The 13533-nt window shown below is 45.4% G+C and carries 12 protein-coding genes; 7 read left to right on the plus strand and 5 right to left on the minus strand.

Annotated elements, in window-relative coordinates:
• The first annotated feature begins 21 nt into the window (after positions 1-21).
• Both ACJJIS_RS12510 and ACJJIS_RS12515 read left to right on the plus strand, forming a co-directional pair.
• Positions 22-2130: a TonB-dependent receptor plug domain-containing protein gene (locus ACJJIS_RS12510; RefSeq protein WP_475708254.1), complete on the plus strand. Its 2109-nt coding sequence runs from the start codon at positions 22-24 to the stop codon at positions 2128-2130.
• Positions 2130-2633, plus strand: coding sequence for a TlpA family protein disulfide reductase (locus ACJJIS_RS12515; RefSeq protein ID WP_475708255.1), 504 nt, complete (start codon positions 2130-2132; stop codon positions 2631-2633). Before ACJJIS_RS12510 ends, ACJJIS_RS12515 begins: the two co-directional genes overlap by 1 nt.
• Before the next feature lie 901 nt (positions 2634-3534).
• On the opposite strand, the gene ACJJIS_RS12520 is transcribed toward ACJJIS_RS12515, so the two are convergent.
• Together ACJJIS_RS12520 and ACJJIS_RS12525 are read right to left on the minus strand one after the other, a co-directional pair.
• Positions 3535-4482, minus strand: a complete 948-nt coding sequence (locus ACJJIS_RS12520) for an alpha/beta hydrolase family protein (protein ID WP_475708256.1) — start codon at positions 4480-4482, stop codon at positions 3535-3537.
• A gap of 93 nt (positions 4483-4575) precedes the next feature.
• Positions 4576-5325, minus strand: a complete 750-nt coding sequence (locus ACJJIS_RS12525) for an SDR family NAD(P)-dependent oxidoreductase (protein WP_444916782.1) — start codon at positions 5323-5325, stop codon at positions 4576-4578.
• Positions 5326-5445: 120 nt separating this feature from the next.
• Here ACJJIS_RS12525 and ACJJIS_RS12530 point away from each other — a divergent pair, with 120 nt between their 5' ends.
• From ACJJIS_RS12530 to ACJJIS_RS12540, 3 genes are all read left to right on the plus strand, one after another.
• Positions 5446-6027 (plus strand): TetR/AcrR family transcriptional regulator, encoded by a 582-nt coding sequence (locus ACJJIS_RS12530; protein WP_444916781.1) that lies wholly within the window; start codon positions 5446-5448, stop codon positions 6025-6027.
• A gap of 226 nt (positions 6028-6253) precedes the next feature.
• A complete protein-coding gene (locus ACJJIS_RS12535; protein WP_444905629.1) occupies positions 6254-6649 on the plus strand; it encodes a hypothetical protein in 396 nt (131 codons plus the stop codon).
• An 840-nt stretch (positions 6650-7489) separates the two neighbouring features.
• A complete protein-coding gene (locus tag ACJJIS_RS12540; protein WP_475708257.1) occupies positions 7490-9028 on the plus strand; it encodes a lytic polysaccharide monooxygenase in 1539 nt (512 codons plus the stop codon).
• 131 nt (positions 9029-9159) lie between these two features.
• On the opposite strand, the gene ACJJIS_RS12545 is transcribed toward ACJJIS_RS12540, so the two are convergent.
• The gene (locus ACJJIS_RS12545; protein WP_475708258.1) at positions 9160-10185 is read right to left on the minus strand and encodes an alpha/beta fold hydrolase; all 1026 of its coding nucleotides are present in this window, start codon (positions 10183-10185) and stop codon (positions 9160-9162) included.
• Between the two features lie 219 nt (positions 10186-10404).
• Here ACJJIS_RS12545 and ACJJIS_RS12550 point away from each other — a divergent pair, with 219 nt between their 5' ends.
• Positions 10405-10656, plus strand: coding sequence for a hypothetical protein (locus tag ACJJIS_RS12550; protein ID WP_444905632.1), 252 nt, complete (start codon positions 10405-10407; stop codon positions 10654-10656).
• 515 nt (positions 10657-11171) lie between these two features.
• Complete coding sequence (locus tag ACJJIS_RS12555; protein WP_444957366.1) at positions 11172-11660, plus strand: DUF4334 domain-containing protein; 489 nt, start codon at positions 11172-11174, stop codon at positions 11658-11660.
• Positions 11661-11781: 121 nt separating this feature from the next.
• Here the strand turns inward: ACJJIS_RS12555 and ahr are convergent, their stop codons facing one another.
• Together ahr and ACJJIS_RS12565 are read right to left on the minus strand one after the other, a co-directional pair.
• Positions 11782-12801 (minus strand): NADPH-dependent aldehyde reductase Ahr, encoded by a 1020-nt coding sequence (gene ahr, locus ACJJIS_RS12560; protein WP_444905634.1) that lies wholly within the window; start codon positions 12799-12801, stop codon positions 11782-11784.
• A gap of 286 nt (positions 12802-13087) precedes the next feature.
• Complete coding sequence (locus tag ACJJIS_RS12565; protein WP_444896834.1) at positions 13088-13483, minus strand: YMGG-like glycine zipper-containing protein; 396 nt, start codon at positions 13481-13483, stop codon at positions 13088-13090.
• Between the last annotated feature and the right edge of the window lie 50 nt (positions 13484-13533).

The raw sequence follows: 13533 nt of genomic DNA on the forward strand, positions 1-13533 counted from the left end.
TTACTTGCTGGAAGTCCTCTCATGTTTCGCAAAACCCTGCTAGCTACCGCACTCGCAGCCGCAGTACCCGCCTCCCTCGCCAATGAAACTCCTTCAGATCAGCCCACGGTAATGGAGGAAACCGTAGTAGTCGGCGTGCGCCAGCGCCTCTATGAGCGCGGAGCCTTGCTGGATGCAATCCAGAAAACTGAGGTTGTTGATGAAAGTCTGATCAAATCCCTGCAGGCGGTTAACCTCACTGACGCCATTGAAAAGTCCCCCGGTGTTCGGGTTTCCAATGAGTGCTCCATGTGCGGGGTCAAACGAATAATGCTGAACGGTATGCGCGGTGAGCACTCTACCATCCTCACCGACGGCGTTCCTCTTCACACCATGATGGCTGGCTATTACGCAGTGGATGCTCTGGCCACAACGGGTGTCTCTCGTATCGAAGTGGCCCGAGGTGCGGGAGCATCGCTGCTCGCACCCGAAGCAATCGGCGGAACCATCAATGTCATCTCCAAGGAAATCGAGGAAACCGGCCTCAACATCAATGCCTCTATGGAGGACAACGACAGCTATTTTCTAGGCATGATGGGCGGCTATGTAAGCGATGATGAACGCACCCGTACATCGCTGGTCATTCAGGATGATAAGCACCACCAGATGGACAATGATGACAACGGAGTTAGCGAAGCACCGCTGCAAGAGAACACCAGTTATGTAGTTCGCCTCTCCCATGACCTGGGTGAGCGGGACAACGTGGTACTGCGCACAGCCTATACTGACTCCAGTATTTTTGGCGGCCCTCAGGGATACAGCATTGGTTCCGTCCTACAAGTCTACGATGGTGTGGAATCTGACCACTTGTTTGTCGACGACGATGTGCGGCAGCAATACATTGGCAAACCCTGGGAAACTACCGAATGGATCTCCACCACTCGCAGTGAAATTTCCTCAAGTTGGCTCCACGAATTCAGCGAATCCTATAACACGCTGTTTACTGTCGCCTGGTCTGAGCACAAGCAGGACTCCTTCTACGAAGGATTCGATTACACCGCTACAGACACACTCAACTACTTCGACCTGCGCAACAATTTGATCCTTAACGATCAGCACATGCTCACCTTTGGTGTCGATCTTCGCGATGAATCCATGCGCTCCGACTCTGTCTCAGGGGAGGAAAGTGATAATTACATCGAAGACAGTTTCGACTACCAGACCACCGGCCTCTACATACAGGACACCTGGACCCTTTCACCGGATCTTGAAGTGGCACTGGCCATACGCGTAGACAACGCCAAAGCCGACTTTGTCGCCGAGCAAAAACCCGGTACAGAGATCGATGAAACGGTGGTCGCCCCGCGTATAGACCTCCGCTATCTGCACGACGACCAGTGGACCTCCCGGGTAGCGCTGGGACGAGGATACCGAGCCCCCCTATCCTTTTTCGAAACAGATCACGGCATTCTTGATGCCGGTGATGGCTTTGCCATCGAGATCGAAAACCTTGAAAAATCTCTATCCGCAACTTATGCATTGAGCTTCGAGGGAGAACGCCTCAACAGCACCCTGTCTCTGGCATTTACCGAAGTAGATAACCTCGCAGCACTGAGCGAAACCGAGGATGGAGTACCACTGCTTACCCAGATGCAGGAAAGCGCCTCCGTAGGTGCTGCCGATATCACTCTCGGCTATGCGCTCACCGAAAATTTGTCCATCGGTGGCACACTGGAGACCTATGACTACGACGATGTTTTCCGGGAATCTTTTGCCATTGCTCCAGTAGAGCAGCGTGCACTATTCAATCTGGATTACAAAGCCGATTACTGGATGCTATATGCCAGCGCTACCTGGGTAGGCTCCCGGGATCTGGATGAATTTGGCTACGAAGGTTTCAACCAGTTGGGCGACTCCACTTTAAAAAGCACAAGCGCAGACGCCTATTGGACAGTAGATCTTAAATTAACCTTTGACGTCACAGAAAATCTGAGCCTGTATCTGGGCGGAAATAACCTGACAGATTACACCCAGGTTGAGGAAGGTGAGAGCCCTCTATTCTGGGATGCCAGTGGTGCCTACGACGTAGCCTATATCTACGGCCCGCTACGAGGGCGTGAATATTACCTGGGCTTCGACTGGAACCTATAATGCGAACCTGGCTCGCACTAATCACACTTCTGTTTGCGCCTGCTGGCGCAACAGAAGCTGCCATTTCCCTTTACGATTTTGAACTGCGCAGCCTCGCCGGCCCCGAGCGTATCAACTTGCAGCAATTCAAAGGGAAACCCAGCTTGATAGTACTGGTTGAACCTGACTGCCCCTGGTGCTTTCGCCAGGTTCGAGTACTCAACCGGCTGACCAGCGAGTGCCCCCAACAGTTTCAACCCATCGCCCTGGGTATCAATGGCTCCCGAAAAGCCCTACTGAATGAATATCGAAAGCTACGCCCGGAATTCCCCATGCTTCAAGCAAGCACACAGCTTCAAAAAGTACTGGGCGAAACTCCCGGAACTCCATTTAGTTTCCTTATAGCCTCCAGCGGAGAGCCTCTCAGCTGGCTAAGGGGGTATATTCCGGATAAGAAACTACAACCGATTTTGGAGAGGAGCTTTGACTTCAAATGTGAAAGTGCTCTCGGGACAGCCTCATAAATTAGAGAACTGAATACTGCAATTTTTGCTGAGATAGGAACCCTGCTAGATCTTAAGTACTTATAGATTGAAGATATCGCCAGCCAAGACTGTGAATATCAGCTAACTTAGCTAATTACCCCAATTTAGAACTGTGGCCAGAAGATCTAGGGATTATTTTAGGCTCACTAAGTCAGCGAAAGTTTACAAGTTGATATCATTATCAAGCCCGCGCCTACTCCCTTTTGGCGGTCCCCACCTAACACAAGTACCATCTTTTTCTAAAGTTCCCTTCAGTACACCACATCTAATTTGAGGCGTTGTTATTTGCTGTCTGCAATAGGCTAATGATTTATCTGGATGAGAATCTTCACAGTACTCAGCAAGTAACTCACTCGCTTTCTCCGGCCTACTTAGATAAGCAACACTAACTAGCAATAATACAACCAGCATCGCAACTCTCATGGATTAAGTCCCGGGTAATATATAGAGTTACAATAAATGGCATTATCCACAACACAACCTTCTTCTTAAAATTCCAAGTCGTATTAGCAATGTAGGGCACCCAACAAAGCCACAACGATACATGTCAGAAATATTGACACAGAATAGAATAAGGAATCAAACCCCGTAAAATTGTATAAATTACACACAACCAATATTCCTGCCATTTATAGTCCTGGCTTTCTAAATAATACGCCTTACAATCGTTATATCTTTTCCTGGGTGTGAATCAGATATTCTATCGATATAGCGACTCAATATAGTATTCACTACAATGCAATTAAAGCCTGGATAAGTATACTCATCACACTACCAGATCATTCACTGAAGGTTAACGTGATTAAAGGCGAAGTGGAGGCTTCGCTTTCTGCCCAGAAAAACTGATTAATTGAATGAAAAGAATCAACAGGTTTCCAGACTATAAAGCCATAAAAGTGTTGGCTGACTTTTCTTCAACAAAACCAATAGATGGATCTTGGTTTTTTAGCGTGCTTAGTAACACGTCCCAAACGGAGTTTTTCTCATAGAACTGCTTACTTAAGTACGCAGAAATTACGGCCTGCACAATTGATACATGGGCAGGATTGTTTTCTTCTTCACTTATAACGCCATACCCATTAATTCCACCCAGTAAATGCTTTGCCCCCACAAGGGTCAGCAAGTACTCTGCACCAGTTCCCAAAGTAAAAGCATCAGTAAACCAGTCTGGCCCACGGGTACTCAGTGGGGAATTATCCTGATCCGCTGCAACAACTAAGCATGAAGCAGTCATTTCCGTAAAACTTGGATTCATAAATGGGAAGAACTTGGCCGCAAAAGGGGATAGGTTCTCTCCGCCCGTTCCAGTTGCACAAAGTAAAACACCCGCTCTCACCCGCTTATCTGATAAATCGGGGCCAGGGATATTGTCTTCATTTAATACCCGAGCCCCTAGTAACATACCTACAGTTTGTGCTCCATAGGAATGCCCAATAGCAACTACCTTTTCTTTATCTAGACGGCCGCGCAACATGGAAACAGCTTTCTCGATACTGTCCAGCTCATCCAGAACTCTCTTCATGTCAGATACTCGATACTGCCAGATTTCAGGCACTCTAGGGTCATCATCTGGCACCTCAGAATCCAGGAAAACTGGTTGCAGAACTACAAAACCCAAAGAGGCGAGAAATTCAGTTATTGGAGCGTATCCATAAGGTGGTGATTTGTATCCATGGGCGAAGATAACGATTGGTAAGTTTTCACCATTCACCGGTGCGATTACACGAACCTTTAGCTCTTGCCCCCTGACCGAGTCAGGCAGTAATACAGCATGATGTATAACAAAAGGGCCTTGTTTTTTTACTGATGTGTGATCTGATATTGTCATAAATTGTTCTCCTTCAACTTTAATTTCCCACTTGATTGATGGGGTTAATAGAACTCAGTAAAGTGGCCACTGGTATTTGCAATCAGTACCGAATTACCATGGCATAGAACCATTAAAGCTAGTAAAAGTACCAGAATCCCCTTCTCGGCCCAGAAGGGCGACACGCACAATTTCCCTCGCACCCTCTGCTACAGTTTGCTCACCCTCGTAATTATTTAAGCCAGTGCAAGTAAACCCAGGGCATACGGCATTTACCTTTATGTTTGATTTTTCAAGATCAATTGAGAAAGCCATAGTCACAGCATTTAGCGCAGTTTTTGACATGGAGTAGGCACCAAACATTTTTCGTGCCGGATTCTTAGGATTTGAATGGCTCATCAACGAGCCAGCACCGCTAGAAACATTAACCACTTTGGCAGAAGGAGAGAGTTTTAGAAGAGGTAGCATTGCCTGAGTAACCGCTACAACCGCGAAAACATTAGTTTCAAATATCTCACGTAATTCAGCCAAAGTTACAGCGCTAACCTGAGTCTTTTTGCCGATTTCCGCCAGAGTTACTCCAGACTCCCCTGCATGGCTAATCGCCGCGTTATTAACCAATATATCGAGACGGCCAAAGTCTTTTCTTATAGTGTTAGCTGCAACTCGGATACTGCTCTCATCAGTAACATCTAGCTGAATAGGCCAAGCGCTTTCGCCTATGGAATCAGCGGCTTTTTGCCCCAGCTTCAAATCACGAGCCCCAACTAAGACAGAAACGCCTCTAGCACTCAGGTCCCTCGCGACTTGTAATCCTATTCCCCTATTAGCACCAGTTATCAATGCAATTGGTCTACCGTGCATCGTCAGTCTCCTCATAGATACAGCTCATGAGCCATTGGCTACAGCACATGGCTATGGCAAAATCGGAACAACGTTCCGATTAAATATGCGGAGCAATGTTCCGTTTAGCAAGGGGTAGATATGCCAAAACCTGATGACACTAATTCGAGCCAACGTAAGCGAGCCGACGGCAAGCGCAACCATGACGCCCTGCTCCAGGCAGCCAAGGAAGTATTCGCCACCTCCGGCGTAGATGCCCCAGTGCGGGAGATTGCGGGTAAGGCCGGTGTCGGTGTAGGCACTCTTTATCGGCACTACCCGAAGCGGGCAGACCTGATCGCGGCAGTTTTCCGCAGGGAGATCGATAGCTGCTCTGAGGAAGTGATAGAACAAGCTAAACACCTCCCCCCCTTTGAAGCCCTGGCCAGCTGTATGCAAATATTTGCGACCTTTTTTGCCACTAAGCGAGGGCTATCCGAAGTATTGCACTCAGGCGATCCAGCCTTTGAAACCCTTCCAAGCTATTTTGACCAGCACTTAAGGCCTGCCCTCGCTATGGTGTTAGGTGCAGCAATAGAATCGGGAGATGTTCGTTCAGATATAACTGCAGATGAACTACTTGGAGGAATTGCGAGATTGGGGATGTCCTCATCTGAAGACTCATCTGGGCAAGTAGGACGTATGGTTGCACTTTTAGCCGATGGACTGCGATTTAAAGAGTGAAAAACTCTTTTATCAAAACGGCTTTAAGGATTAATGGCAGTCAGAAAATGACTGAAGCATCCAAACCAAAATGGTGAGAGCATTTATTCGATGATGCAGATAAATAGTTTTTATTTAAGTGCTTTTTAGATCTGGTAATTAAAGAAAGATACAAAAATGTGCCTACAGTGAATATTTCACTTTCTGCCGCTCTCTCCATAGGGCTTGAAACCGCTAGGATTGTTAAATGAGATTGATTCTAATTCTAATAGTAGCAGTTGGCCTGGATAGTCTAGTCCATACGTTCGGTCCTGAATTGGGAGGGAGTCTACCTTTACTTTTATTCTTAATACTTGGAGGACTTCCGTATGTGGTACTTCCGCCAAAATCCAGATATTTTAGGAGAGAGATAAGATCTTGGGCAAGAAGCAAAAATATAGAAATTGTAGAACTCAAAAACTACTATCTCCTAAAAGGAAAGCTGTTCTGGAGGACATCGGATGTCCAAGATATTTTTATTCTAAAAGAACATGATGCTGAATATTGGATTGCCTGTGGCTCATGGTTTCTCGGGGCATTTAATAACAACTTAAAGGTATACAAGCTAATTGATAATCGCTTAAAGCTGATAAGCTCCACCTGAGACCTAATATCTATAAAAATAAGTACAAGGATATACAAATCAGCTCCAGCACCTGAATCTATTGATGCCTACAGCATTAACTTATTGACCGATTTATCTGATACAACAAGCAAATAGATTGAAAAAATAATTACAGTTCAATTTTTGCCCGCTACATATTTGAAGGCCGAAGCTTCTCAATTATTGGTTTGTCATTGTCACTCCCCCTATTCTCGTCTAACCCCTATCAGCTCCACCCAAATAAATTAACATTCACTTAAAGAATAGATAGAGACTAGACCATCGAAAGTGCAATAAATTTACTTTGCAATAGTCTATGCTGCTATGAGACAAACCTCCTCAAACAATGCGGTTTTTCAGCCCCCCAGAAAACCTTCCTGCTCCAATACAATTTAGGCAATCTAATGAGGCTAGTGTGTATTTTTCCTTTTCATTAATCCGTAGAGCCCTCTATATTTAGCACATAAATTTCAAGCTTTTATACCGCCCTTCATGCTTTATTTTCTTTGACAGCCATCACATTGTCACAAAACACCAAAAATAACTTCATTTTTTGACCCACTACTCAAGCAACTATTGATTAATGGAAACGTAAATTTTATTAAAACATGTTAATTCATGTATGGCATGGAACCCATGTCCACGTGAAAGGTCTGTCTTATTAGCAATTTTTAACGGGTAATTATTTACTAACTGAATTTTTTGATCCTGGTGACAAGGAAAGAATGGCCGGCACTCTCAAACACCAACTTATTTCACAGTATTCACCAGGAAATTGAACTTAATATTCCAGTCGTTCTAAATAAATCGACGAGAATAATGTAAACCAGGAGTAACCTTATGCTTTTAAGAAAAAAAAGCGCGCTTGCGACAATGTTGCTGATACCTTTCAGCTTACAAGTACACGCTCACGGCTGGTCTGAATTTCCAAAAGCCAGGCAAAAAATTTGCTATGATCAAGGCAATATCTGGTCTGGAACACCATCCAATCCAGGCTGTGCCCTGGCAAAATCCATTTCTGGATCTTATCCTTTCCAACAACACAACGAATTCTCTATTAACATCCCTGACTACAATAATTCTGCCGCTGTAAAAAGTGCCATTCCTGATGGAACTCTTTGCTATGCAAATGATTCGCAGAAAAAAGGGATGGGCGCAGCAACTGATGCCTGGACCCGTGTAGAAGTTAATGCTGGAACATTCGAGTACGTATTCCAGGCAACAGCGCCACACAATCCATCTTTTTGGGAGTTTTACCTTACGAAAGCGGATGCAGACCTGTCACAACCACTGGCATGGGATGACCTTGAGCTTATCCAGGAAGAAGGGGACGTACCTGTCGTCAATGGTCAATATCGAATGAATGTCACCATTCCAGAAGACAGGGTAGGTAATGCAATTTTATTTGTACGTTGGCAGCGAGTAGACCCAGTTGGTGAAGGCTTCTACAACTGTAGTGATATCACTATTGTAAATAGTGATGTTGAACCGCCTAGCGAACCTGATCCCGGCACCACACAGCCGCACCTGATTCAAGGCAACACCTTTATTCCAGAAGACATTAGTATAGATTCGGTTAATGTGGGGGACACCGTCAATTATACGGTATTCAATAAAAATGGTGAGGAACACTCATCATTTTCGCTGGCAATTACCGAGGATAATAAGAATGACTGGGACAGGCTTTTAGCTTCTCAAGTCACCGGCTGGTACCAATCAAACCACAATGGAAATGTTTTTATTGGTCGCTGGCATGAAGAAATGAATCATTACATGTACTTCCAGGGTGATTTACATGGTAACTACTTCAACTCCAAAGACTCACGTGCCTCCGGTCAATTCACTATTACAAGCAACGGTAGTGAATTAATAGCTGCTATCACACCTAAGGTTTTAAAACCGCTTGATATAGCTAGAGTAGAACACGGGGATTTAGTGGTACTTTCATCGGGAGAAAGCGCCGGAAATATCAATAATACGGAATGGTCACAGGTAAGTGGAAGCCCTGTTGAAACCGCAACCGGGCCCAGTGGTGCACTGGTAATCGACACGTCAAGCTTAACAAATGAACAGCATGAATTAAGTTTCAAGTTAACCGTAAGCGGTGACTCTGCTGTTGATGACGAGATCTACTCATTTACTGTTGAACCATCAACTACCACAGATCCCACAGATCCCACAGATCCCACAGATCCCACAGATCCCACAGATCCCACAGATCCCACAGATCCCACAGATCCCAGTATTCAAGCTTGGGATAGCAACGAAATCTACACCGCAGGTGATATCGTTAGCCACAATGGTGAAACATGGACTGCCGGATGGTGGACAAGGGGCGAGGAGCCGGGTACAACCGGCCAATGGGGTGTTTGGCGTTAAGTTAAGGACCGCCAGCCAAAAATATTAACTGTTAGAAACTTCGACTACCAGCATATAACAAAAAGGCCTCAGTAATCCTGAGGCCTTTTCTTTTTGTAAGCCCATTTAGTGTAAATAGTGATATCCCGGCATTAGTTATTAGCTTCCAAAAATTGTACTCCATGCTCCATCCATTGTTTCACATATACAGGTGCCATGGCATGGCCCATACCTTCTACCCACAACGTTTTAGCACCAGGAATGCGAGCTGCATACTTTTTGGCTTGAGCAATACTTAACAGGGGATCTCTATCACCGTGGATAACCATAGTGGGGACCTCTAAGCCCTCCAATCGCTCTAATCGCGAGCCAGAAAGAGAGATTGCTGTAAATTGCTGAATTGGCAGATTATGATCAAATCCTTGCCTATGACGTAGTTCGTAGAGAGTGGTGTGTGCAATATGTTCAACATCAAAGCCTCCCTGCCCCTGAAGACTGTGATAAGTACTTACCATCAACTTAGCCATACCCTCATCGGAGCCACTGAGTCCATAGCGAAGAAATAGCCGAAGCATATTGTATCTGAAGGTTTTTCCCTGGGGTAACTCGGGGTCGTCGAGAAAACCTGAGGACATGATTGAAGTAAGGCTTTTCAAGCGATTGGGGAATTGCAGGGCCATTTCTTGCGCAATCATCCCTCCCATTGAGGCGCCCATAACATGAACTTGCTTAATCCCCAGGGAGTCCATAACCGCAAGGTTATCGCGCATCATGTCGGAAAGGTCGTAAGCGGTCTCCTTAGCCCAGTTGGTAACCCAACTCGAGGCACCGCAGCCACGATGATCGGTGAGTAGTACTTGATAGCCAGCAGCTAAGAGTGGCTCATAGACTTCAGATGGCCAGTACAAAGAAGAAGAGCCCATACCGTTTATCAGTAACACTGTGCCACGAACAGGTATCCCCTCTGGGCTTTTAAGTTGATACCAAATTTTAAGGCTCCCTGAGCGAACATATCCGCTCTGACCGGAGATCAGTTCAGGTAGTGGTTTCTCAAGACTCAAATTTAGCTGTTTCTGGATATCTTTGGGAAGCGGGGGTGTTGTAAGGACCCAAACAGTACAGGCTAACACCAGAAGGAATACTATCGTGCCAATGATTAAAGAAACTTTCTTGATCAATGTAAGCCTCCATAAACACCGTAACACCGGTGCAGAAATAATATTTATATGTAATATCAGGCAATAGCGGAAATTGGGTAAGTCATTTCTGTTATCAAATATATATGACATTTGTCATCTTTTGTTGATGATTAAACTGCCCAGCTACAACGACTGGATGATAAATGTACACATTAAAATTAATCCTCCGCAAGGGGGACTAAGGGTGCAACCCTATGTATGGACCTGCCTGCAGCTCATAGCTTCAATGATCATGCAACAGAAAATATAAGGTATAGAAACCAACAATGGACTCAGCTGCTTTATGAGCCTGGTGCTCCTATAGTTCTATATAATGCCCAGGTGGATACTATTGGTGCAAGAAAATTTCTCCCACCCGCTCAAGATAAAAAATGCCCAACCTCTGTAAAAATTTGGAAGATACCAGAGTCTCTAGCAGAAATTTCACGAGCACTGGCTGATTCCAGTTGAGCAGTACAAAAATACAAATGGTCAACTTGTATTACATTCAGCAGTATTGGGCACCTGATCCACCCCTCCCAGACAGGCTATAAGACCAGATACCCTCACTGCTTCCTGAAAGGTGTAAGAATTTGACTTCCCTAGCACCTGAATAGTTCTTTGATATTTTCTATTCTTGGCTTCTGAAATATACATGAGCCCCCTAATTATCACCCTGCAAGGTCACAATGAACTCTACATAGACACGGCCATTTACCTGATTCACAGTGGTAAAGATCATGGCTCGTAATTAGGTGCAGTTCCAGGAAGGTATTAGTTTTACCCAATTCCTCAAAGAATATTGTACCGAAGACCAGTGTTTCTAGGCTCTCTGCCGGAGGGGGTAACCATCATTGAAATCAGCGGCCAAGCACAGCAAGAATAATTGATTATTAATATTCCTACTTCTATACTCAGTATTAGTTATGTTGGAAAGCTATTTCCCAATTACATGCTCCAGAAACATACCCTACTAAATCAAGCTCATGCACTTCTTAACCACATTAGAAAAACTTAAAAAACTGGATCAGGTAGATCCACAAGAACTGCTTGAGTTTTACGATAATCTCTCACCTATATCAATAAACTCTCTTATCGGCCGATGGGAAGCGCAAGGATTTAACACACAACATCCTTTACAGCATGAAATGGATGCAGGAAAACGCTGGTACGGCAAAGAGTTTATTGATTCTGAAACGGTCTATCCTTTACTATGCTGGGATTCAGACTTCAAATCTATCAACGCTTACGATGCCCCTTTGTTCTTCCGTACCCAACAACTACATATAACCACAAAAGCCCAAGCCCGCCTGCGCATCTTGGAACACAGAGGGAAATCAAGTGCCACTATGATTTATGACACGATACCTATGCATGATATGATGCGAAAAGTCGATGAGGATCATATTCTAGGACTTATGGAGAGAAAAGGAATGGATGGCCGTATGTTCTTCACTATGAAAAAAACTAACTGACCTTATCGATTTCTAATGAATTGCTTCTGCCTAAATCCCAACCCCATACTTTTTAATTTAAGCTCCTTTGTAGTGTGACTTTGCGCTCTCCTCACCCAGAAGCTGATCCAGTTAAATATCCCTACCCTTCCTGCGACAAAACAATCCGGTACTTAGCCTTACCAGATTTCAAATGCTCAAATGCCGCTTCTATCTGGCTCATTGGGAAAATCTCTATCTCAGGTTTGATCTTATGATGCGCCACAAACTCAAGCATAGTTTCGATGGTACCAGGGCTGCCGACTGGAGATGCTGAAATTGAGCGCTGCCCAAATAACAAGGGAAATAGAGTAAATTGGATTGGGTTAGTTACAGCTCCAACAAAGTGTAAGCGCCCTTTAGGTTTCAGAGCCTGGATATACAGATCCCAATCAAGACTGACATTCACAGTCGACAGAATAAAATCAAAGCTCATTGCCGCAGCTTGAATCTCTGCGGGATCACGGGAGTTCAGTGTTTTATGAGCACCGAGAGCTAAGGCTTCTTTGCGTTTTTCCTCGCTGGATGTAAACGCGGTAACTTCACAGCCCCAGGCATGGAAAAACTTCAAGGCAAGGTGGCCCAAGCCACCAATACCAATCACAGCCACTTTGTCAGTGGGTTTGATATCAAATTGGACCAATGGATTGAATACGGTAATACCCGCACATAAAAGGGGGCCGGCCGATGCATAATCCACACCATCAGGGATAACAACCAGGCTACTCATATCCGCCCTGGCTTTATCCGCAAAGCCTCCATTGGTGAGTATGGTGAACTTTGCCTCTCTACATAAGTTGAGGTCACCAATTCGGCAAGTATGGCATGTTTCACAGTAGCCTGAATTCCACCCCAACCCAACCACCGTGCCCTTTTTAAGATGAGCTACTTGCTCCCCCATCGCGGTGACACGGCCGATGACTTCGTGACCGGCAACCATAGGGTACTGTCCAATACCCCATTCATTTTCAATCATGCTCAAGTCACTATGACAGATGCCGCAGTACATGATTTCCAGTTCAACCTCTGTTGCACCCAACTCTCCAGCTGCAATTTGGTAGGTCTTAAATGGACCGCCGGCCTCCAAGACTGCATAGGCATTAATAGTTGATGCAGTAGACATGGCGGGCTCCTTGAAGAAAAGGAAATCACAAATGACCTTAAAAGTTTAGACGCCATTCAGCTGTAGACTTTATTGCACACTTACAATTTTATTTTCTAGAAACTAGTGGCCCTACTATCTAGCACAGAAATTAAAAGTGTTAACCGGGAGAAAGTAAAAGATTGAAATTAAAGCTGTAAAACAGAAAAAAGGCCGGGGGTACTTCCCCCGGCCAGTGTCAAGTCCTGTGAGGTTGCTGAATAGCAGAGGACTGATGAGAAATTGGACCGCAGTTTTACGCAGAAGATCAATTCAACACTCGATATCCGCGACCAACCAGGCAATTCTTGATAATGTAGGTTGCCTCAGAGCTCGCACTACCCGCCCCTGACAAGCCCCCAACAAGCGCGCCGGCACCGGCTCCGGCTACCGCAGCACGCCCGCTGTCACCGACTATTGCACCAAGCGCACCACCTACTACAGCACCACCTGCAGCACCGGCAGCTGTTCTGCGCCCTTGGTCACTGTACGTGGAGTAAGCGATTCCCTTGCACTCTGCAAGGTCCGCTTGATACTGATTCATGTTAACGCCCCAGGTATCGATAACGATTCCACCGGCACCGGGAACCTGCTCTGGCTGATTCGCACAGCCGTAAAGCAGCGACATCATAATTCCAGCAGTTGCAGAAATAGCAGTCTTCATCAAACACCCCATATCGCTTTCGCCACAGGATAGTGAGCTTGTCACGCTTT

The organism is Microbulbifer maximicatervae (SeqCode), assembly GCF_056231245.1.